This is a genomic window from Virgibacillus profundi, assembly GCF_002287375.1.
Lineage (GTDB): Bacteria > Bacillota > Bacilli > Bacillales > Amphibacillaceae > Virgibacillus_K > Virgibacillus_K profundi.
Genome location: NZ_NPOA01000002.1, coordinates 340,858 through 362,027 on the forward strand (window position 1 = coordinate 340,858; position 21,170 = coordinate 362,027).

At 37.1% G+C, this 21,170-nt stretch carries 25 protein-coding genes; 24 read left to right on the plus strand and 1 reads right to left on the minus strand.

All coding sequences use genetic code 11. The features are described 5' to 3' along the window. The first annotated feature begins 142 nt into the window (after window positions 1-142). The 18 genes from CIL05_RS04685 (at window position 143) to hpf (ending at window position 13,814) form a co-directional block, all read left to right on the plus strand. Window positions 143-1,279, plus strand: coding sequence for a sensor histidine kinase (locus CIL05_RS04685; RefSeq protein WP_095654339.1), 1,137 nt, complete (start codon window positions 143-145; stop codon window positions 1,277-1,279). Window positions 1,280-1,367: 88 nt separating this feature from the next. Next, window positions 1,368-2,060 (plus strand): response regulator, encoded by a 693-nt coding sequence (locus tag CIL05_RS04690; protein WP_095654340.1) that lies wholly within the window; start codon window positions 1,368-1,370, stop codon window positions 2,058-2,060. A 237-nt stretch (window positions 2,061-2,297) separates the two neighbouring features. After that, a complete protein-coding gene (locus CIL05_RS04695) occupies window positions 2,298-3,140 on the plus strand; it encodes a DegV family protein (RefSeq protein ID WP_095654341.1) in 843 nt (280 codons plus the stop codon). Window positions 3,141-3,222: 82 nt separating this feature from the next. Continuing rightward, on the plus strand, window positions 3,223-4,641 hold the full coding sequence (locus tag CIL05_RS04700; RefSeq protein ID WP_095654342.1) for an ATP-dependent helicase ComFA: 1,419 nt from the start codon (window positions 3,223-3,225) through the stop codon (window positions 4,639-4,641). 1 nt (window position 4,642) lies between these two features. Further along, entirely contained in the window at window positions 4,643-5,326 is a 684-nt protein-coding gene (locus CIL05_RS04705) for a ComF family protein (RefSeq protein ID WP_095654343.1), read from the plus strand. A gap of 18 nt (window positions 5,327-5,344) precedes the next feature. Then, entirely contained in the window at window positions 5,345-5,791 is a 447-nt protein-coding gene (locus tag CIL05_RS04710; RefSeq protein ID WP_338066919.1) for a TIGR03826 family flagellar region protein, read from the plus strand. A gap of 92 nt (window positions 5,792-5,883) precedes the next feature. Continuing rightward, the gene (flgM, locus tag CIL05_RS04715) at window positions 5,884-6,147 is read left to right on the plus strand and encodes a flagellar biosynthesis anti-sigma factor FlgM (protein ID WP_095654344.1); all 264 of its coding nucleotides are present in this window, start codon (window positions 5,884-5,886) and stop codon (window positions 6,145-6,147) included. 25 nt (window positions 6,148-6,172) lie between these two features. Next, window positions 6,173-6,667: a flagellar protein FlgN gene (locus CIL05_RS04720; protein WP_095654345.1), complete on the plus strand. Its 495-nt coding sequence runs from the start codon at window positions 6,173-6,175 to the stop codon at window positions 6,665-6,667. Window positions 6,668-6,687: 20 nt separating this feature from the next. Continuing rightward, entirely contained in the window at window positions 6,688-8,106 is a 1,419-nt protein-coding gene (gene flgK / locus CIL05_RS04725; protein ID WP_095654346.1) for a flagellar hook-associated protein FlgK, read from the plus strand. Window positions 8,107-8,116: 10 nt separating this feature from the next. Then, on the plus strand, window positions 8,117-8,983 hold the full coding sequence (gene flgL / locus CIL05_RS04730) for a flagellar hook-associated protein FlgL (RefSeq protein ID WP_095654347.1): 867 nt from the start codon (window positions 8,117-8,119) through the stop codon (window positions 8,981-8,983). Between the two features lie 63 nt (window positions 8,984-9,046). Further along, a complete protein-coding gene (locus CIL05_RS04735; RefSeq protein ID WP_095654348.1) occupies window positions 9,047-9,610 on the plus strand; it encodes a DUF6470 family protein in 564 nt (187 codons plus the stop codon). 18 nt (window positions 9,611-9,628) lie between these two features. Beyond that, a complete protein-coding gene (fliW, locus tag CIL05_RS04740; RefSeq protein WP_095654349.1) occupies window positions 9,629-10,078 on the plus strand; it encodes a flagellar assembly protein FliW in 450 nt (149 codons plus the stop codon). A 2-nt stretch (window positions 10,079-10,080) separates the two neighbouring features. Then, window positions 10,081-10,302 carry a carbon storage regulator CsrA gene (gene csrA / locus CIL05_RS04745; protein WP_095654350.1) on the plus strand — a complete coding sequence of 74 codons (222 nt, stop codon included), beginning with the start codon at window positions 10,081-10,083 and terminating at the stop codon, window positions 10,300-10,302. Window positions 10,303-10,404: 102 nt separating this feature from the next. Further along, on the plus strand, window positions 10,405-10,770 hold the full coding sequence (gene flaG / locus CIL05_RS04750; RefSeq protein WP_095654351.1) for a flagellar protein FlaG: 366 nt from the start codon (window positions 10,405-10,407) through the stop codon (window positions 10,768-10,770). A gap of 15 nt (window positions 10,771-10,785) precedes the next feature. Next, the gene (locus CIL05_RS04755) at window positions 10,786-12,267 is read left to right on the plus strand and encodes a flagellar hook-associated protein 2 (protein WP_338066920.1); all 1,482 of its coding nucleotides are present in this window, start codon (window positions 10,786-10,788) and stop codon (window positions 12,265-12,267) included. Window positions 12,268-12,297: 30 nt separating this feature from the next. Continuing rightward, on the plus strand, window positions 12,298-12,699 hold the full coding sequence (gene fliS / locus CIL05_RS04760) for a flagellar export chaperone FliS (RefSeq protein ID WP_095654352.1): 402 nt from the start codon (window positions 12,298-12,300) through the stop codon (window positions 12,697-12,699). Next, window positions 12,699-13,052: a flagellar protein FliT gene (locus tag CIL05_RS04765; protein ID WP_095654353.1), complete on the plus strand. Its 354-nt coding sequence runs from the start codon at window positions 12,699-12,701 to the stop codon at window positions 13,050-13,052. Before fliS ends, CIL05_RS04765 begins: the two co-directional genes overlap by 1 nt. Before the next feature lie 204 nt (window positions 13,053-13,256). Beyond that, entirely contained in the window at window positions 13,257-13,814 is a 558-nt protein-coding gene (gene hpf / locus CIL05_RS04770; RefSeq protein ID WP_095654354.1) for a ribosome hibernation-promoting factor, HPF/YfiA family, read from the plus strand. Here hpf and CIL05_RS04775 read toward each other — a convergent pair. After that, window positions 13,811-14,050, minus strand: a complete 240-nt coding sequence (locus CIL05_RS04775; protein WP_133065290.1) for a hypothetical protein — start codon at window positions 14,048-14,050, stop codon at window positions 13,811-13,813. The genes hpf and CIL05_RS04775 overlap by 4 nt on opposite strands. Window positions 14,051-14,406: 356 nt before the next feature. Between CIL05_RS04775 and CIL05_RS22045 the strand changes: the two genes are divergently transcribed. The 6 genes from CIL05_RS22045 to ftsX all read left to right on the plus strand — a co-directional run bounded on the left by CIL05_RS22045 (window position 14,407) and on the right by ftsX (window position 21,133). Beyond that, the gene (locus CIL05_RS22045) at window positions 14,407-14,568 is read left to right on the plus strand and encodes a hypothetical protein (RefSeq protein ID WP_165769039.1); all 162 of its coding nucleotides are present in this window, start codon (window positions 14,407-14,409) and stop codon (window positions 14,566-14,568) included. Window positions 14,569-14,964: 396 nt separating this feature from the next. Continuing rightward, on the plus strand, window positions 14,965-17,478 hold the full coding sequence (gene secA / locus CIL05_RS04780) for a preprotein translocase subunit SecA (RefSeq protein ID WP_095654356.1): 2,514 nt from the start codon (window positions 14,965-14,967) through the stop codon (window positions 17,476-17,478). A 59-nt stretch (window positions 17,479-17,537) separates the two neighbouring features. Continuing rightward, a protein-coding gene (gene prfB / locus CIL05_RS04785) for a peptide chain release factor 2 (RefSeq protein ID WP_100662724.1) occupies window positions 17,538-18,639 on the plus strand; the annotation gives its coding sequence in 2 pieces (ribosomal slippage) (window positions 17,538-17,609 and window positions 17,611-18,639; 1,101 coding nt in all). A gap of 228 nt (window positions 18,640-18,867) precedes the next feature. After that, entirely contained in the window at window positions 18,868-19,233 is a 366-nt protein-coding gene (cccB, locus tag CIL05_RS04790) for a cytochrome c551 (protein WP_095654357.1), read from the plus strand. Between the two features lie 330 nt (window positions 19,234-19,563). Next, complete coding sequence (gene ftsE / locus CIL05_RS04795; RefSeq protein ID WP_095654358.1) at window positions 19,564-20,250, plus strand: cell division ATP-binding protein FtsE; 687 nt, start codon at window positions 19,564-19,566, stop codon at window positions 20,248-20,250. Further along, window positions 20,240-21,133 (plus strand): permease-like cell division protein FtsX, encoded by an 894-nt coding sequence (gene ftsX, locus CIL05_RS04800; protein ID WP_095654359.1) that lies wholly within the window; start codon window positions 20,240-20,242, stop codon window positions 21,131-21,133. Before ftsE ends, ftsX begins: the two co-directional genes overlap by 11 nt. Window positions 21,134-21,170 lie beyond the last annotated feature (37 nt).

The window sequence follows — 21,170 nt, forward strand, 5'->3', positions numbered from 1 at the left end:
AGTATGTAAGGAACCCTTATGTTTATAGTGTTCTGAACGAAAGTTATAATTTTTAGGATAGAATTTCCTATAAGTATGAAAAAAGACCCTATAAAAATGATGATAATATACGTATAATTATAGCATAGGTTGGTGGGAGACTTTGGTACAAAAAATAAGCGATACTGCTTTGGACCATGTAATTGACGAAATGATAGAAGTAGTGGAAAATAGTAAGGACGAGATTTTTAATATTAGTGAAGAAGCTCGCAAGGAACACGAATATCTTGTTAAGGAGCTTAAGGAAACGAAAGAAAAAGTTATCCGTCATATTGAAGATGGGGATCAGCTTGAACAAATGGTGAGATTTTCCAGACAGCGTTTAGCGGAGGTAAGTAAATATTTTGACCGCTATAAGGAAAATGAAATCCGCGAAGTATATGAGAAGACACATGCTATGCAAACAAAACTGGCAATGATCCAGCAGGAAGAAAAAGTTTTGCGCGAGAAACGCGATGATTTGGAAAGAAGATTGATCACATTAAGTCAAACGATCGAACGGGCAGAGGGGCTGGCCAGTAAAATAATAGTAATACTTACATATCTGCATGATGACTTCAGGCAAGTTAATAAAATGATTGAAAGCGCAAAGGAAAAACAGGAATTTGGCTTGAAAATTATTGAAGCACAGGAGGAAGAACGCAGAAGGATATCAAGGGAAATTCATGATGGTCCAGCTCAGATGCTTGCAAATATTTTACTTCGATCAGAACTGGTTGATCGGTCATTCAGATCAAATAATGTGGAACAGGCACTGGAAGAGATAAAAAGTGTCCGTAAGATGGTACGCTCTTCTTTATATGAGGTACGTCGTATCATTTATGATCTCCGTCCAATGGCTTTGGATGATCTAGGTTTAATTCCCACAATAAAAAAATATGTTGCAAACATTGCAGAATACAATAAGACTGAAATTGAATTTTCCTCAATTGGAGAAGAGAAGCGTCTTAACCAGAAATATGAAATTGCATTTTTTCGTTTAGTTCAGGAATCACTGCAAAATGCAATTAAACATGCTGAAGCCAGTTTAATTCAAGTAAAACTGGACATTAGAAAAGATAATCTGACGATGGTAATTAAAGACAATGGAAAAGGCTTTGATCCCGGGATGAAAAGGGATAAATCATTTGGATTAATTGGTATGCGAGAGCGAGTCGAAATGATTGAAGGTAAACTGGAAATCAACTCCAAGAAAGGCAAAGGAACCAGTATTCTGATTCATGTCCCATACAGTCCTTAGTTTTTTATAAAAAAAATAAAAAAGAATGATCATCTGTCATTGTAAATGTAATAGAGAGAACTAAATAAACTCTGGGAGGAACGAAACGATGAATAAAGAGGAAAAAATAAAAATCGTATTAATAGATGACCACAAGTTATTTCGGGAAGGAGTAAAACGGATTTTGGAATTTGAACCTTCATTTGAAGTTGTAGCTGAAGGTGATGACGGTTCAATTGCTTCCAAGCTAGTAAAAGAGAACAATCCTGATGTAGTTTTAATGGATATTAATATGCCGACAATGAATGGTGTACAAGCAACAGCAGATCTTGTCAGATATTTCCCGAACACAAATGTTATCATTCTATCAATCCATGATGATGAAAGTTATGTAACACATGCCCTCAAAACAGGTGCACAAGGGTATCTCTTAAAGGAAATGGACTCCGATTCACTGATCGAAGCGATTAAAGTTGTCAGTGAAGGTGGCTCCTACCTGCATCCAAAAGTAACTCATAATTTAGTACAGGAATACCGTCGTCTGGCAAAAGAAAATACATCTGCAATTGTTGATGGTGGAATTGAATACCGCAAACCACTGCATTTACTTACAAAACGTGAGTGTCAGGTACTTCAGTTATTAGCCGATGGAAAAAGCAACCGTGCCGTAGCCGAAACCTTATATATTAGTGAAAAAACGGTTAAAAACCATGTGAGTAATATTTTACAAAAAATGAATGTTAATGATCGTACACAGGCTGTAGTTTCAGCAATTAAAAAAGGTTGGGTAGAAGTTTTATAGTTTGCCTTTTTTTACCACCAGGGCTGTTTACTAACGTTGAAAAATGGGAAGTATAGTCCCACTCTATTGTCTATCATAGATAGTTATATAAAATACTCCGATGTTGATAGCATTGGGGTATTTTTGTTTGTATTTAATAATGCATTTTTCAATCCGATCATGTAAAATGAAAATAGATAAAATAGTACATGCTATCCTACTAAATTTATTCAAGGTTTAATGGAGGAGAAGGTAAAAATGAAAGTTGCTGTAATGACGGACAGCACGGCATATATTCCTGCCGAGCTACGGGACAAGCACCATATTCATATGGTCCCGCTTAGTGTCGTATTTGAAGATACCTCCTATCAAGAGGAAATAGATATTACTACAGAGGAATTTTATCAAAAGGTCAGGGAATCAAAGAGCTTGCCGAAAACATCACAGCCCTCCATCGGCTATGTTACAAACAAACTGGAGGAATTGGCTAATGACTATGATGCTGTAATTTCGATTCACCTTTCCAGTGGAATCAGCGGTACTTATCAAGCAGTGGCCAGTGCTGGTGAAATGGTGGATGGAATTGATGTTTATGCATTTGATTCGGAGCTTAGTGCAATGCCACAAGGATTTTATGCCCTGGAAGCGGCTGAAATGGCCAAAGAAAATAAAACACCGGATGAAATAATCGTGCGACTGAATCAAATGAAAAGTAATATTCGTGCATATTTCATGGTAGATGATCTGAGTAATTTACAGCGCGGTGGACGTTTAAATGGCGCTCAAGCCATAGTCGGCAGTCTATTGCAGGTAAAACCTGTCCTGCATTTTGTTGATAAAGTGATCGTTCCATTTGAAAAAATCCGCACACGTAAAAAAGCAATTAATCGCATCATTGGTATGCTTGAAGCGGATGCGAATAAAGGAAAAGATCTCAGAGTTGTTTTTATTCATGCAAATAATGAACAATCTGCAATTGAACTCCGTGATAACTTTATAAAGAAATACCCATCAGCTGACACCTCAATAAGCCACTTCGGCCCCGTAATAGGTACCCATTTAGGCGAAGGAGCCATTGGCGTCGGCTGGTATGTGAAATAGCTATTATTTATTTTTTACTATATTTAACCCGCCAGCTCAGACTGGCGGAAATACTATACCATATAAAAAAGGAGATGCAATCATGTCATTACCTGAGGCTCCACCCGATTTGAACAATCAGCATCTTGTTAAACGTTTTTCAGGAAAGCTGCTTCTGCGAAAAGAAATCCCCTTGGACGAACCTGATTTTCAACAATTACTTTCCACTCATTCTTTCACACCTATTAAATCCATTCACAAGAAAAACTTCATCTATCAATGTCAGCGCTGTGGCAACCGGCAGCGATCACTATTTGCTCATATTCCCTGTCAGTCCTGCAAAAAAACACATCTTTACTGCAGAAATTGTATCGAAATGGGCCGTGTCATGGAATGTGAGCCGCTTTACTACTGGAGTGGAGAAGCTCCCAGGTGGTCGCGATATGAAAATCCCTGTTCATGGGATGGTGAACTTACAATTGTACAGCAGAAAGCAGCAGATCGGATTGTTACAGCAATTAACAATCATGAAAATGAGTTGCTTGTATGGGCGGTTTGTGGTGCTGGAAAAACGGAAATGCTTTTTCCCGGTATTACGGAAGCACTACGAAATGGAAAGCGAATCTGTCTGGCTACACCAAGGGCTGATGTCGTCCTAGAATTACTGCCACGTATACAAGCAGCATTTGCAGATGTGGCTGTTCAAGGATTGTATGGCGGAAGTGATGACAAAGATGGTACTGCACAGATAATACTTGCAACAACACATCAGCTGCTCCGTTATAAATCAGCTTTTGATGTATTTATTATTGATGAAATAGATGCATTTCCCTATCATGCTGATCCATCTCTCCCTTTTGCTGCAGAGCGGGCAAAATCCGACATAAACACAACAATTTATTTAACTGCCACACCCCGAAAGAATCATAAAATAGAGATAAACCGAAACAAGCTAGCCCATATTTTTGTACCTGTAAGATTCCATGGCCAACCTTTACCAATTCCAATTATGAAAATATGTTTTGATTTGAAAAAAGAATTAAAAAGCCATATGCCTCCTGCAGCTTTTCTAAAATGGGTCAAGCATAGAAAAAATCCGGATCGTCAGCTATTAATCTTTGTACCTACTATAAGTTTAGCCGAAAAAATGAAAGACAATCTTGCTGATCTCCTGTTAAAAGAAGGGATACTAAGTTCAAAAGCTAATCTTGCAGCTGTTTATGCCTCTGATCCGGACAGAGAGGAAAAGGTTCAGCTGTTCAGGCAAAAGGAAATAGATGTATTGATTACAACTACGATCCTGGAGCGGGGTGTAACTTTTCCTTCTGTGGATGTAGCTATCCTGGATGCGGGACATATAGTGTTTGATGAGGCTGCTTTGGTGCAAATTGCAGGGAGGGCAGGCAGGAGTCCTGAAGATCCAACAGGCGAAGTTGTCTTTTTTCATGATGGAAAAACGGAAGCGATGGTACAGGCAGTAAATTCAATAATTACGATGAACAAAAGGGGAGGCATGTCCTAGCATGCATTGCTTATGGTGTAACATCCAAATTATCCCGGAAATAAGCTGGAAAAATCTATTTATTTTAGAAGCAGCAAAACAATTATGTGCAGAATGTGAAGAAAAGCTGGAGCTATTAAAGGGCAGGCAATGCATGAGATGTAGCCGTATATCAGACAAAGCACTGTGTGCGGATTGCGGGTGGTGGGATGACCAAACTGATGAAATGGACACATTAGCTTTTAATTATTCTATATTTACTTACAATAAATTCATGGAGGACATGATTGCCAAATGGAAATATCGAGGAGATTATCATTTGGGCAATGCTTTTAAGGAACGTTTCAGCAGGTCATTTACAGGAAAATTTTCTTTTCTAAAAAAAGATGTGCTTGTTGTTCCAATTCCATTAAGTGATGAAAGGTTATCAGAGCGGGCATTTAATCAAGCACAGATGCTCGCAGATTTCCTGCCGGCAGAGAATAAGTCAATACTTACCAGAATACATGGTGAAAAACAGTCGAAAAAGACACGTTACGAGAGAATTTTTACAAAAAATCCATTTGTGCTTCATGAAAGTATTAACAAACCGGTTATTCTTGTCGATGATATATATACAACAGGTACAACATTACGCCATGCTGCAAGGCTATTAAAAGACAAAGGCTGTCCCGATGTTTACGCATATACCTTGATTCGGGGATAGGTGGGATGTTGTGCTATAATGACTAAAGAAATGAGGAATGTTCAGGTGGCTGAACTGGCAAATTGCTCTCGTTGTAATACGGTGTTTGTAAAAGGTGTTCGTGACATCTGTCAAAATTGCTATAAAGAAGAGGAAAAAGCTTTCGATATCGTTTATCGTTTTTTAAGGCAAAGAAAAAATAGAGAAGCAACAATGGTGGAAATAGTTAAAGCCACAGGTGTGGAAGAGGAACTAATCATCAAATTTATTAAAGAAAATCGATTACGGACTTCTGAGTTTCCAAAACTGGCCTATCCATGTGAACGATGTGGAACTCATATCGTTACAGGAAAGCTTTGCGAAAGTTGCACAAAGGAAATACGGAATGATTTGGAACGACATGAGGAAATTGAAAAAATAGCTGAAGCAAATTTAAATAATGAGAAGAAAAAATCAGCTATCTATTATAATTTCGAAAATAAATAATTCATACTTTAAATGTAGACAGTATATGCCGATAATAGATGTAAGAGAATATGTTGAACGAAAATTACCTACCCAAGAGGGGAGAGATTACGATGAAAATAAATGGTCCTAACCAATCCAATTTCAATCCTTATAAAAATCAAATACAAAAGCAGATGGACTATAAAAAAGAGACCAATAAACAGGATCAAATAGAAATATCCAGTCAGGCCAAGCAATTACAGGAAAATGAAAAACCAAATGCAAAGCGGGCAGCATATGTACAGGATATAAAAAATGCAGTTGATTCCGGGGAATACAAAATAAATCATGAAAAAGCAGCACAGAAAATGATCGATTTCTGGTCGAAAAAGTAAGCAAGTGTAAAAGGAGGACATCATTTTGTCCGTACAAACAATCATTCAGTCACTTGAAAAATTGGTTAACCTGCATATGGAGCTATTGGAAATATCTCTTCAAAAAACAGAGGTCGTCAAAGATGGTTCCATTGATAAGCTGCAGGCTGTACTCCTAAAGGAGAGGAAATCTGTTCGAGCGATAGAGCAGGCTGAGGTTATCCGTCAGACAGAAGTCGAAGAATGGTTTTCGCATAAGCAACTGCCAAAAGGTGAAGCAACGATAACCAATATGCTGGAACTTATAACAGATGAACAGGAAAAAATAACCTTGGGAAATATAACGATTAAATTAACTCAAAGCATCACAAAACTGAAGCAGCAGGAGCAACTAAATCAGGCATTAATTAATCAGTCCATGCAATTTGTTCAGCTTTCACTTGATATGATGAATCCATCGATAAAAAATATGAACTATGGAAATAAAAAAGGGTCAGAACCAGAGCCTAATAAACGTTCTGTATTTGACTCAAAAGCTTAGGAAGTTAAAGGAGTTTACACATGAGTACATTTCACGGATTGGAAATGGCTAAACAAGCCCTTTTTGCACAGCAATCAGCTCTATATACAACTGGACATAATCTTTCAAATGCCAATACGGATGGATATTCCAGACAGCGTGTTAATTTTGAAACAATGAACCCATACCCTACAGGCTCTCGCAATCGACCGCAGATTTCCGGACAGATGGGCACGGGTGTTCAAGCAGGTTCAGTTCAGCGAATCCGAAATGAGTTTTTAGACATACAATTTCGCGGAGAAAACAGTAAATCAGGCTATTGGGAGACAAAAGCTGATGCATTAAGCCGTCTGGAAAACGTAATGAATGAGCCTTCGGAAAGTGGACTATCAAAAACAATGGATCAGTTTTGGCAGTCGCTTCAGGATCTCGCTGTTAATCCGGAAAAAGATTCCGGTGTGAGGTCAGTAGTTTTTCAAAGAGGTCAAGCAGTAGCAGATACCTTTAACTACTTGTCAAATTCATTGAACGCTATTCAAGGTGATTTAAAGTCTCAGATAGATACAACTGTAAAGGATGCGAATTCATTAATTGAACAAATACATAATATTAATGAACAGGTAAAACAAGTGGAACCACACGGGTTTTTGGCCAATGATTTATATGATGAGCGTGATCGCTTAATTGATGAGTTGTCTAAGATTGTTGATATAAAGGTTACGAAAGATAGTAGTAGTGATAGTTCAATGGAAATTGCGGATGGTTTGGCAACGATTGAAGTATTTGGTAGTGATGGTAAGTCGGTAAAATTGGTAGACGGAAAAGAAGGAAGTATAAATCCAATTGAAGTAGCATTTGAAGTTGATGAAGAGAGTGGACAGGAAACACTTACCTTGGAAGCCGGTGGTACTGGCATAAAAGAGTCAAATGGTTCTTTAAAGGGTCTAGTGGAATCCTATGAAGTTACTTATCCTGAAATGATTTCGAATTTAGATGATATGGCTTTTCAGTTTGCTACAGAATTTAATACGATTCACAGTGATTTCTTCGATGTGGAAGAAACCGGAGCTTCCGGAAACATCACTATTGCTTTAGCTTCAGCTGATGAAATAGTCGCAAGTAATGAAAACAATGATGGGGAGATTGCTTCAGATTTAGCTGATTTATTTGAAAAAAGCCTAGTTGGCTTAGGTGATAAATCAGTAAATGGATACTTTCAATCTATTATAGGTGAATTAGGTGTTGAAGCACAGCAAGCAAATCGAATGGCTGACAATACAACGATTCTTCGTTCCCAGGTGGAAAACCAACGAATGTCTGTAAGCTCCGTCTCACTGGATGAGGAAATGTCGAATATGATTAAGTTTCAACATGCGTATAATGCTGCTGCAAGAAGTATGACAACAATAGATGAAATGCTTGATAGGGTTATCAACAGTATGGGATTAGTGGGAAGGTAGGTAAGTAGCGATGAGAGTTACACAAGGAATGCTATCTAATAATATGTTACATAATTTATCCAATAGCTATTCGAAAATGGGTACGATTATGGATCAGTTAAATACTGGTAAAAAAATTAATCGCCCTTCCGACGATCCTGTAATCGCCATGAAAGGGATGAATTACCGCAGTCAGGTAACTGAAATTGAGCAATTTAAGCGTAATACGAATGAAGTTCATAATTGGATGGATAATTCCGATGCTGCACTTGATAAGGCAACACAAGCCATGCAAAGGTTGCGAGAGTTGGCTGTAAAAGCGAGCAATGGTACGAATGATACAGAAGAACTTGCTAGTATTAAAGAGGAAGTTACCCAATTAAAAGAACATCTAAAGGATATAGCGGGAACAGAAGTTAATGGAAAATATATTTTTAATGGGACAAATACTGACGTACCTCCTGAAGTTGACCTTATTGAAGGAACCTTTGAAGGAGAAAGCCCCGATGTTAAAATTGAAGTATCAGATGGGACAAAGTTAACAGCCAATGTTAGTGGGGAGGAAGTATTTGGAGATTTATTCGGAACGATTAATGATCTTGAGAGTGCTTTAGAAGGTGATGGTGATATAGCAGCAAATATTAAAAGCATCGATGATGATATTAATGGTATCATCAACGCCCGTGCTGACCTAGGTGCACGTATGAACCGTTTGGAATTAATTGAAAATCGTTTGGACGAGCAAGAGGTTATTGCTACAAGTATGATGTCGAAAAATGAAGATGTTGATTATTCTAAGGCAATTACGGAATTAATTACACAAGAAAGTCTGCACCGTGCAGCCTTATCAGCAGGATCCAGAATCATACAGCCATCACTGATGGATTTTCTGAGATAGTACAATTATTTTACCCTGGCCCATAGAGGGTTCAGGGTTTTATTACTTTTGGGGAGGAATTACATGCGTTTACCTCAAATCCGGATGGAGTCACAAATGGCAAAAATTCAGATTCAGCAAACACCAGGAAAACAAGAGATTCAGCAGCCAAATGCTAAAACTTCCATTCAACTGCCAAAAGCTCAAGTGTCAATGAGCACAACCCCATCCAAGCTTCAAATTGACCAAACGAAAGCATGGGAAGATATGAATCTGATGCATATTACCAAACGAAATGACAAGTTTGCTCAGGAAGGTGTACAAGCTATTAAGGAAGGAATGGCAAGACGTGCACAGCAGGGAAGCCAATTAATGAAGATAGAAAATAATGGAAACCCAATTGCATCTCAGGCTATTGCTAATGGGTATGATGGGAAGAAGAATCTTGGCATTAAGTTTATCCCTTCCCATTTTTCTGTGAAAATAAATTATCAGCCTTCAGAGGTACATATAAATGTCCAAACGAACAAACCTGTGATTGAAGCAACGATTCGTAAGCCGGAGCACATTTATAAAAAGGGTTCGGTTGATATTAGTATGCAGCAATATCAGGAGTTGGAAATTGATTTTATAAATTTATTTGGTTAGAAAGGATGACAACCCAACATGCGTATTCAAACAAAGTATTTAGGTGACTTAGCAATTGACGAATCTAAAATAATACAGTTTCCTGCAGGTCTTCCGGGTTTTATTAATGAAACAGGTTTTGTTTTATTGGATTTGCCGGATAATCCAGTTTTTCAAATTTTACAATCTGTTTCCTCAGCAGATACTGCATTTATCGTTACAAATCCATATCATATTTACCGTGATTATTCTTTTGATCTTGATAATAATTTGATGGAAAGCCTGGAAATTAGCAATGAGAAAGATGTTACAGTGCTGACAATTGTTACATTAAAAAAACCATTTCAAACAAGTACACTGAATTTAAAAGCACCAATCATCATTAATCCTAATTCTAAACTGGGAAAACAATACATTCTAAATGTAGATGACTATCCAACGAAAGCTTCTATTGCTCCAGGGACTCCAGAGAAAGTGAAGGGAGAATAAGTATGCTTGTTCTAACAAGAAAGCGAAATGAAGCAATTCAAATAGGTGATGATATTGAAATTAAGATCTTGGCTATGGAAGGCGATCAAATAAAAATCGGTATTGATGCACCAAAATCGGTGGATATTCACCGGAAAGAAATTTATTTGGATATTCAGGAACAGAATAATGAAGCAGCAAATGTCTCTTTGGATTTAGTACAGATGCTAAAAGAAAATAAATAAAAACTACCTTTAAAAAAAATATTTATTGGTAAATCCTACATATTTTGTTGTTTTGAGCCGATATAAAAGAAAAAAATGAGCTTTTGAGGAGTTGCATAAGAAATGCGATTGGAAAAAGTGATGAATCGATCACAACCTCTGCTAAATGGCGAACACAACAAGCAAATGACAACAGCTAAGGATAAACCCGCTGAACAGGCAGGAAAAGAAAATAAAATAGCTTTACATAAAGAGATTGTGATTAATAAAGATAAGGTTGAATCAGTAATTTCTAAGCTAAACGAAATTATTGAGCCATTACGTACAAATTTGAAATTTCAATACCATGAAAAGTTGAATGAATACTATGTAACAGTAGTTAATCCTTTAACAGATGAAATTATTAAAGAAATCCCTCCAAAAAAATTCCTTGATATGTATGCAGATATGGCGGAATTAATGGGGATTCTAGTTGATGAAAAGATATAAAGGGAGTGGAATATAATGGTAATGCGAGTCGGTGGCCTGGCGACAGGGATGGATATTGATTCCATCGTTAATAAATTAATGACAGCTGAGAGAATTCCGCTAGATAAAATGCAACAGGATAAAACAATGCTTGAGTGGAAACGGGATGCATTTCGGGATGTTAATAAAAAACTTTCAGAATTTGATCAAATGATACTGGATATGAAAATGAGTAGTACGTATAATTCGAAAACGGTTAGTTCTTCACAGGAAGGTGCTGTAACGGCCACAGGTACATCAAGTGCCTCGAATGGGTCTTATAACATTAAGGTCAACCAGTTGGCTAGCACTGCGATAAATATAGGTGAAGAATTAAGTTCTGATCTTGAACTTGATAAACCATTAAAGGATCAATTGGAAGTTCCAGACACAATCCAATTTACTACTTATAACGAAAATGGTGGTAAAACACATAACATCAAAATACAAGACGACGACACGCTTAATGATGTTCTCAGTCGTATTACGTCTGAAGATAACAATGTTCGTGCTTTTTATGATTCGCAATCAAATAGGGTTATTATGGAGACAACGAAAACAGGTAATTATAATGAAAATGGTAAAGAAATAGAATTTACGGATGATTCCTTTTTTTCTACTGTATTGAATATGAAAACTTCAAATGAAAAAGGCGGAACTAACGCAACGTTTGAATACAATAATAGCGGAGTGGAGATGGAATCAAAAACAAACTCCTATCAGCTAAATGGTATAACTTTTGAATTTAAAAACGAAACAGATGGGAATGCTGTTTTAACCGTTAATAATGACGTCGAATCCTCCTTTGAATCTATTATAAAGTTCGTCGACAAATACAATGAAGTTGTTGAGACATTAAATGCATCCCAACGTGAGGAAAAGTATCGGGACTATCCTCCATTAACGGATGAACAGAAGAAGGATATGTCAGAGGATGAAATTGAGCTTTGGGAAGAGCGAGCAAAAAGCGGCCTTCTAAGGGGAGAATCAGCATTATCGAGTGGACTATTTTCCATGCGTCAAAGCTGGTATTCCAGTGTGGAAACAGGTGGAGCATTTAATTCGTTAACACAAATTGGTATAGAAACATCCAAGGACTACTTGGATGGTGGAAAACTTGTTGTAAATGAAAATGATTTACGGGAGGCACTTCGTAAGGATCCGGCAAGTGTTCAGAAGTTATTTTCCAATAGTGAGGAAAATGACAGTCGTGGACTTGTAAATCGTTTGGAGGATTCTCTTGAAAGTACTATCAATCAAATTGGAGAACGTGCCGGAAATGATACACATACTACACTTGAAAATTATACGCTGGGGAAACGCATGAAGGATTTAAATGAACGTATTTCAGCATTTGAAGATCGATTAGTAGTGAGAGAAAATCGTTACTGGAGCCAATTTACTGCAATGGAATCAGCAATCTCACGAATGAATATGCAATCCTCACAACTGATGTCCCAATTTGGCGGAGGCATGTAACTGTTTATATAAAAAGGAGTGAATCAAGTCATGGCACTTAACAAACAACACCAGGTATATCAGAATAATGCTGTAAATACCGCTTCGGGTGGAGAATTAACATTAATGCTATACAATGGCTGCATAAAATTTATTAAAAAGGCAATAAAAGATATGGAAGCAAAGAATTATGAAGCAAAAAATACAAACATCCAGAAAGCACAAAATATCATCCGGGAATTAATGATCACACTGGATCCGGAAGTAGAGATTTCCAAACAAATTTTGCCATTATATGAATACACGCTGCATCAGCTTAAAGAAGGAAATGTGAAGAATGATGCTTCCATGCTTGAAGAAGCACTGGGATTCATTACGGAATTTAGAGATACATGGAAACAGGTTATTTTAAAAACCAGAAAAAAACAATTTGCACAAGGTGCGCATGTATAATGAATCGATTACAAGTACTCTATGATGTCAGCCTGCAATTAAATAAGGTGCTGGATCAGGATATTACAGAGAAAAATCGTGAAACGGTTATTGAACAGATAAATGAATTGATTGATAAGAGAGGCATCCATTTAGAGACGATAACTTCCCCATATACAGAAAATGAAAAACAGCTTGGCAAAAAAATTGTTCAATTAAATAATGAAATTCAGGAAAAGATGCAGCAATTGTTTGATGAATTAAAATCAGAAATGAAGCAAGTGAAGAAACAAAAAAAATCGAATCGAACCTATTCCAACCCATATGAAAATATCCAGGCAATGGATGGGATGTTTTTGGATAGCAAGAAGTAATAAAATCGCTCCCGAAAAAAGAGGGGCGATTTTATTTTAATTTTTTGTAAAAATTATTAAGCCGTTGTAAAGCGCTTCTATCAATGTTTACGAGGATTTACATGAGAAGAGACAGAAAAAAGAGCCTTTACTAATAGGTTTAAAGAGGAAATTCTATGGGAAACGTAGTATAATATATTCAAAGGATGAAAGGAGGACACTTATATGAAATTTATCATTCGTGGCGAAAATCTTGAGGTGACTGGGGCGATACGGGATTACGTTGAGAAGAAGATCAGTAAACTGGAGAGATATTTTGATACACCGCCAACTTCCGATGTACATGTAAATTTAAGTGTCTATAATGATGAGCAGAGAATTGAAGTTACTATTCCAATGACAAATCTATTATTGCGTGGTGAAGTTCAGCATCTTGATTTATACGCTGCCATCGATTTAGTCGTCGACAAACTTGAAAGACAAATCCGTAAATACAAAACAAAGGTAAATCGCAAGTTTAGACAAGACGGTTCTCCAAAGCATATTTTTGCTGAACTGGAAAAAGAAGCTACTAATATAGCAATTGAAGAAGAATCAGATGAAATGGAAATTGTTAGAACAAAGAGATTTAATTTAAAACCAATGGATTCAGAAGAGGCTGTATTACAAATGGACATGCTTGGACATGCATTTTATGTATTTACAAATGCTATCACAAATGATACAAATGTTGTCTATCGTCGTAAAGACGGAAAATACGGTTTAATTGAACCCAACGCTTAAATCAAATAACTAACTAATACATGACAAGGCGATACCCTCGGACGTGGGTGTCGCCTTTTTAAGTGTTCAAAAATAAAATCAACCCTTGAAGTAACGGGTGTATTGAAATGCATATCTATCAGTGGGGTCAGACATTGTATCAGCGCAACAAATCTATTAATCAATTCATATGTTGCTTTTATCATCGCAATCATTTGTTTAATAATCGCAACCAGCCATTCAATTAGTGCCCCCAACTTGAGCGCCTGTTTAAAAGTGTATCCAGGTTGTGGTGGCATAAAGCAAAAACAAAAAATACGAAAAGCTTTCCAAAAAAAGATCCATCATAGTAAAGTAATACTTTATGCCCGGAACACATACACAACAAGCAATCTACAGGTGTTTGTCGAAATTTGTAGAACGAAATACCAAAATCGGATTTTAGAACATTGAAATAAGCCAAATTTATGATTTTCCACCTATAACAATGTCGGATTTTGCATTTTTATATCAAATAATTGTCGAATTTGACCCCAAAATCGAAAAATGGGTATTAGTCTTTTTTGCTAGTTATGTGATATAAATGAGTCAATAGAACCAGGGAGGTAGATGTATGAATGAACATGAAAAAATTGCGTTTAATGATTTAAAGGTAAAAGTGCAGCAACATGAACATACGATCACGCAGTTAGTACAAATAATTGCTGCTACGAATAGAAGAATAACTGACATAGGGGATAAATATGACAATAAAAATAAATATTCACTTACATAACGTCCCCGGCTTCTTAAAGTATCCCCACACTTGATGAGTCTTATCAAAGAATCCTCAAGTCCTCCCCAAAGTTAAGAGTAGTTTATCCTCAAACTGCTCTTTTTTATTTTTATATGGATTTATGTGTGTGCTCAACCAGTTGTCATCTATGATTATAAAGTGTTATTATTGATTGTGGACTATTATAGAGGATGTTCAAAAAGTCCGGTAAAAATGACACATCGAATTTCTTCGTTGGCTAGCTATTCCGCTGCTCACGTATTAACTACATACGTTCCGCTGTTCATAGCTACACTGCCTCGAACTTCTCGGTCCTTTTTATCCTCCTTTTTGAACACGCACTTATAAAACATCATTATAAGATGATTTACTGAAATATATTGAGGAGCGTTAGTTATGGCTGGATTATTAAAGAAGATTTTTGGTGATGGAAATCAAAAGCAACTTAATAAAATACAAAAAAAGGCTGATCAGATAGAAGCTTTAGAACCAGAAATGGAAAAATTGTCTGATACCAAGCTGCAACAAAAAACAGAAGAATTTAAAGAACGACATGAAAATGGGGAAAGCCTTGACGATTTGCTTGTTGAAGCATATGCCGTTGTACGTGAAGCATCGAAACGTGTCTTAAAGCTGCGTCCATTTACTACACAGCTTGTAGGTGGGATTGCTTTACATGAAGGTAATATTGCTGAAATGAAAACAGGGGAAGGTAAAACATTAGCTTCCACAATGCCTGCCTATTTAAACGCTATTTCCGGTAAAGGTGTTCATATTATTACGGTTAACGAATACCTGGCTGATCGTGATGCAAAGGAAATGGGAGAACTTTATAATTTTCTTGGGCTAACAGTTGGTTCGAATGGCAATGGGTTATCCAAAGAAGAAAAAAGAGAAGCATATAATAATGACATAACATATGGTACAAATAATGAATTTGGGTTTGATTACCTGAGGGATAATATGGTGCTGTACAAAGAACAAATGGTACAGCGTCCACTGAACTTTGCTATCATTGATGAGGTTGACTCGATTTTAATTGATGAAGCAAGAACACCATTAATTATTTCAGGCTCTGCAGAGAAGTCAGCATCACTTTACCAGCAGGCGAATTCTTTTGTAGGAACGCTTAGGGGTGAAGGTAATTATACGTATGATGAAAAAACAAAAGGTGTTCAACTGACAGAAGAGGGCATTAATAAAGCAGAAAGTTATTTTGCCATTGAAAATTTATTTGACCTGGATCATGTCTCATTGACACATCATATTAACCAGGCATTAAAAGCACATGTGTCTATGCATCGTGATGATGATTATGTAATTGAAGAAGAGGAAGTAGTAATTGTCGATCAGTTTACAGGTCGATTAATGAAGGGTCGCCGATATAGTGATGGTCTGCACCAGGCTATAGAGGCAAAAGAAGGTCTGCAGATTCAAAATGAAAGTATGACATTGGCATCCATTACGTTCCAAAACTTCTTTAGAATGTACAATAAACTTGCCGGTATGACCGGTACTGCTAAAACAGAGGAAGAAGAGTTTAGAAATATTTACAATATGGATGTTATTGCGATCCCGACAAATAGACCAATTGTACGTGATGACAGGGCAGATTTAATCTACAAGTCAATGGAAGGAAAGTTCCGTGCAGTTGTGGAAAATATTAAAGAACGCTACCAGGAGGGACAGCCTGTATTGGTTGGTACTGTTGCTGTGGAAACATCTGAAATAATTTCCCAACTATTGAAAAAAGCCGGGGTAAAGCATAATGTGCTAAACGCTAAAAACCATTATAGAGAAGCTGAAATTATCGAAAACGCCGGTCAAAAAGCTGCAGTTACCATCGCAACTAATATGGCTGGTCGTGGTACGGATATTAAACTGGGTGAAGGTGTTATAGAGGTAGGCGGCCTTGCAGTTATCGGAACAGAACGTCATGAATCACGCCGGATTGATAACCAGCTTCGAGGACGTTCAGGTCGTCAGGGTGATCCAGGGATGTCGCAATTTTATTTGTCGATGGAAGATGAATTAATGCGCCGCTTCGGTTCGGATAACTTAAAATCAATGATGGAGCGCCTGGGAATGGATGATACACAGCCAATTGAAAGTAAAATGGTATCAAGGGCCGTAGAATCTGCTCAAAAACGTGTAGAAGGTAATAACTTTGATGCACGTAAAACTGTACTTTCCTATGATGATGTACTTCGTGAACAACGTGAAATTATTTACAAACAACGTTTTGACGTAATTGATTCAGATGCAGATCTCAGGGAAATCATTGAACAAATGATTGTGTCCACACTTGAACGTGTTGTAGGAACACATACACAAGATGATGATGATGCTAACTGGGATTACAAATCAATAATTGAATATGTTCATGGAAGCCTTCTGAATCCTGAAGATATCAGTGAGAATGATATCAAAGGAAAAGAACCTGAAGAAATTAATGAACTGATTATGGATAAAGTACGTACGAAATATGATGAAAAAGAAAACGAACTAACTCCAGAACAAATGCGTGAATTTGAAAAAGTAATTTTATTACGTACAGTAGATTCAAAATGGATGGATCACATTGACCAAATGGACCAATTGCGTCAGGGAATACACCTTAGAGCTTACGGCCAAAATGATCCACTACGCGAGTACCAGCTGGAAGGCTTCGCCATGTTTGAAGTTATGATTGAGAATATTGAAGAAGAAGTTGCAAAATATATCATGAAAGCACAAATACGGGAAAATTTACAACGTCAGGAAGTTGTAAAGAATACGCAAGCTGTTTCCGGCGACCAGGAAGATAAGAAGAAAAGTCGCAAACCGTATGTAAAAACACAAAATATTGGGCGCAACGATCCATGTCCTTGTGGAAGTGGAAAAAAATATAAAAATTGTCATGGAAAATAAAAATAAGCACTCCCGCAGTGGGAGTGTTTTCATTCAAAAAATATTTAGGGGTGAAGTATATGGAATTAGTTGAAATTAGAAGTGAATTGGATAAGATGGTTTCAAGGGTTGAAGACTTTAGGGGGTCTCTTTGACTTAGATCATAAAAAGGATCGAATCAAAGAATTGGAAATAGAAATGACGGAACCGACATTTTGGGATGACCAGGATACAGCACAAAAAGTAATAAATGAAGTAAATGGATTAAAAAGTTATGTGACGAGCTTTGAAGAAATAGAAGAACGCCTGGATAATTTAGAAGTATCCTATGAATTGGTAAAAGAAGAGAATGATCAGGAATTATTTGAAGAACTTGATAATGAAGCAGCAACATTAATTAAAGATATTAATGACTTTGAATTACAAATGCTTCTAAGTGAGCCATATGATGCAAATAATGCGATTTTAGAGCTTCACCCAGGTGCCGGTGGTACAGAATCACAGGATTGGGCCAGTTTGCTGCTGCGCATGTATCAGCGCTGGGCAGAGGATAAAAATTTCAAAGTGGAAACAATGAATTATTTAGCCGGTGACGAAGCAGGAGTTAAAAGTGTTACATTATTGATCAAGGGTCATAATGCGTATGGTTATTTAAAGGCTGAAAAAGGTGTACATCGACTTGTTCGAATATCTCCATTTGACTCATCAGGGCGCCGTCATACATCATTTGCTTCCTGTGATATTATGCCGGAAATGTCAGATGATGTGGATATTGAAGTTAAAAGTGAAGATATTAAGGTAGACACCTATCGTGCCAGCGGGGCAGGTGGACAGCATGTAAATACAACTGATTCCGCTGTCCGGATTACACATTTACCAACAAACGTGATGGTTACCTGTCAAAATGAAAGATCGCAAATTAAAAACCGGGATGCAGCAATGAAAATGCTTAAGTCCAAATTATATCAGCTGGAGATCGAACGCCAGCAGCAGGAGATCGCTGATATTAGAGGTGAACAAAAGGAAATAGGCTGGGGCAGTCAGATTCGTTCCTATGTATTTCATCCCTATTCCATGGTAAAGGATCATCGAACCAATGTGGAAATTGGAAATACACAAGGCGTAATGGATGGAGATATTGATCCATTCATTGATGCATATTTAAGATCACATATTCAGTAAACCTTCTATTGAATAACAGTGACAGTTGTCACGGAAATCCTTTTGTAACAGGGAATTAGAACGAATTCATTAAAATGACACAATTTGCCATATTACTTGATTTCATTGCATTATGGACCAAAAATTGGTATTTTAAATTTCCTATAGGGTTTTAAAATTTTGGAAAAGGGATATAATAAAGTATGTGATAACTATATACACTATAAATTTCTGAGGGGGATTTAAGCTATGAAAAAATGGTTATTCGCAGTTCTTTTCGGTTCCGCATTAGTGCTTGGTGCATGTGGCGGCGGGGATGACGGTGCATCTGATGATACATCAGGAGATACCGGCACAGAGGAAGACGCAGGTTCTGAAGAGGGCGGTACAGTAGATACTGCTGCAGCTGAAGAAGTATTTGAATCGAATTGTGCTTCTTGTCATGGTGCAGATCTGTCTGGTGGAGCAGGACCGGATTTAACTCAAGTTGGTTCTAGTATGTCCGCAGACGAAATTGCTACAATCATTGAAGAAGGTAAAGGTTCTATGCCTCCTGGATTGGTAAGCGGTGGCGACGTAGATCTACTTGCAAACTGGTTAGCTGAACAGAAGTAATTAAAATTTATTCATAGAAGCCTGATTAAATGGTAACTCCATTAATCAGGCTTTTATTATGCTTACAGCAAATTCCATCATAACACCTCCACAAAATAAGACTTATTTCCAAACAATCAGATAGTAATCGTCAAATTTTACATCAACGTAACCTATTGAAATACAAATGTAATAATTTTATGTCTAAAAATGGTGCTGAAAAATGTTATACTGTATTAGTACTAAATAAGTTATGCAAATAAGCAAATACTATATTGAAATTCAACAACTACTTTATAAGAAATTCGACAGCTTAGAACAAACTTTAAAAAATGTAAAGGTGATACATATATGATATTAATGAAAGATGTCTATAAGACGTATGCCAATGGGGTTACGGCTCTCAATGGTATCAGTGTAGATATAAAACAGGGTGAATTTGTATATATTGTTGGCCCAAGTGGTGCAGGGAAATCTACCTTTGTCAAATTAATGTACAGAGAAGTCAAGCCTACACAAGGGACAATTTTTATAAATGAAATAGAAATGAGCGAATTAAAGGAAAGAAAGGTTCCTTATTTAAGAAGGGACATTGGTGTCATTTTTCAGGACTTTAAACTTTTGCCAAAACTATCAGTCTATGAAAATATTGCTTTTGCTTTAGAGGTTATCCAAGAATCTCCCCGCAATATCCGTAAACGTGTGATGGATGTCCTTGAACTTGTTGGTTTAAAAAACAAAGCCCGCTTTATTCCTGATGAGTTATCAGGTGGGGAGCAGCAACGTGTTTCCATTGCGCGTGCCATCGTTAATCATCCCAAAATAGTTATTGCGGATGAGCCTACAGGGAACCTGGATCCGGAAACGTCATGGGGAATTATGAAAACATTTGAAGAAATCAATGCAAGAGGTACAACAATTATTATGGCCACACATAGCAAGGAAATTGTGAACACCATCAAGAAACGGGTGATTGCTATTGAAGATGGCTTGATTGTTAGAGATCAGCACCGGGGTGAATACGGCTATGAAATTTAGAACTTTTACCCGACATATACGCGAAGGATTTAAAAATATTATCCGTAATGGCTGGATGACGATTGCTTCTGTTGGTGCGGTAACAACGACATTGGTTTTGGTGGCGGCATTTCTTGCATTAGTGCTCAATCTGAATGAAATGGCAGATAATATTGAAGAAGACGTTGAGATTAAAGTCTTAATCGATCTAACCGCAGATGAGGAACAAATTAAAGAAATTGGTAACGAAATTAATGGAATAAGCGGGGTTGACACCGTTCAATTTTCATCAAAGGATGATGAATTAGAAAATCTCATCGAAAGCATGGGAGAAGAGGGCGAATCATGGCAGCTTTACGAACAGGATAATCCATTAAGTCATGCTTATGTAGTAAAGGCAAAAAATCCGACAAATACAGAACGGATAGCAAAAGATATTCAAGAAATGGGCGCCGTGCAAGGTGTTGATTATGGAAGGGATTATGTAGAAGGCTTATTTCAGTTTAATGATTATGCGAGAACAATTGGTTTGGCAGTAATCATTGGACTCATACTTACAGCCGTATTCCTTATTTCCAATACAATAAAAATTACCATAATGGCTCGTAGCCGTGAAATTGGTATTCAGAAACTCGTGGGAGCAACAAATGGATTTATCAGGTGGCCATTCTTCATTGAAGGTCTGCTGCTTGGAGTACTGGGATCATTAATTCCAATTGGTGCAGTTCTCGGAGGCTATTATTACCTGGAAAATAATTTAGGTGTATTAGATAATTATAGTTTCGTAGAGTTGTTACCATTTAATCCATTTGCATGGCAGCTTTCTCTTATCGTACTGGCAATTGGTGCAGTTATAGGGGTTTGGGGAAGTGTAATGAGCGTCCGGAAATTCCTGAAAGTATAACAGACAACATCAAAATAGAGAGCTTCATGAAACTTTT

Bases quoted from the DNA above. Each gene is read 5' to 3' on its own strand.
- CIL05_RS04690 (WP_095654340.1), top strand. From the start codon at position 1,368: ATGAATAAAGAGGAAAAAATAAAAATCGTATTAATAGATGACCACAAG.
- CIL05_RS04695 (WP_095654341.1), top strand. From the start codon at position 2,298: ATGAAAGTTGCTGTAATGACGGACAGCACGGCATATATTCCTGCCGAG.
- CIL05_RS04700 (WP_095654342.1), top strand. From the start codon at position 3,223: ATGTCATTACCTGAGGCTCCACCCGATTTGAACAATCAGCATCTTGTT.
- CIL05_RS04705 (WP_095654343.1), top strand. From the start codon at position 4,643: ATGCATTGCTTATGGTGTAACATCCAAATTATCCCGGAAATAAGCTGG.
- CIL05_RS04710 (WP_338066919.1), top strand. From the start codon at position 5,345: ATGACTAAAGAAATGAGGAATGTTCAGGTGGCTGAACTGGCAAATTGC.
- flgM (WP_095654344.1), top strand. From the start codon at position 5,884: ATGAAAATAAATGGTCCTAACCAATCCAATTTCAATCCTTATAAAAAT.
- flgK (WP_095654346.1), top strand. From the start codon at position 6,688: ATGAGTACATTTCACGGATTGGAAATGGCTAAACAAGCCCTTTTTGCA.
- flgL (WP_095654347.1), top strand. From the start codon at position 8,117: ATGAGAGTTACACAAGGAATGCTATCTAATAATATGTTACATAATTTA.
- CIL05_RS04735 (WP_095654348.1), top strand. From the start codon at position 9,047: ATGCGTTTACCTCAAATCCGGATGGAGTCACAAATGGCAAAAATTCAG.
- fliW (WP_095654349.1), top strand. From the start codon at position 9,629: ATGCGTATTCAAACAAAGTATTTAGGTGACTTAGCAATTGACGAATCT.
- csrA (WP_095654350.1), top strand. From the start codon at position 10,081: ATGCTTGTTCTAACAAGAAAGCGAAATGAAGCAATTCAAATAGGTGAT.
- flaG (WP_095654351.1), top strand. From the start codon at position 10,405: ATGCGATTGGAAAAAGTGATGAATCGATCACAACCTCTGCTAAATGGC.
- CIL05_RS04755 (WP_338066920.1), top strand. From the start codon at position 10,786: ATGGTAATGCGAGTCGGTGGCCTGGCGACAGGGATGGATATTGATTCC.
- fliS (WP_095654352.1), top strand. From the start codon at position 12,298: ATGGCACTTAACAAACAACACCAGGTATATCAGAATAATGCTGTAAAT.
- CIL05_RS04765 (WP_095654353.1), top strand. From the start codon at position 12,699: ATGAATCGATTACAAGTACTCTATGATGTCAGCCTGCAATTAAATAAG.
- hpf (WP_095654354.1), top strand. From the start codon at position 13,257: ATGAAATTTATCATTCGTGGCGAAAATCTTGAGGTGACTGGGGCGATA.
- CIL05_RS22045 (WP_165769039.1), top strand. From the start codon at position 14,407: ATGAATGAACATGAAAAAATTGCGTTTAATGATTTAAAGGTAAAAGTG.
- secA (WP_095654356.1), top strand. From the start codon at position 14,965: ATGGCTGGATTATTAAAGAAGATTTTTGGTGATGGAAATCAAAAGCAA.
- cccB (WP_095654357.1), top strand. From the start codon at position 18,868: ATGAAAAAATGGTTATTCGCAGTTCTTTTCGGTTCCGCATTAGTGCTT.
- ftsE (WP_095654358.1), top strand. From the start codon at position 19,564: ATGATATTAATGAAAGATGTCTATAAGACGTATGCCAATGGGGTTACG.
- ftsX (WP_095654359.1), top strand. From the start codon at position 20,240: ATGAAATTTAGAACTTTTACCCGACATATACGCGAAGGATTTAAAAAT.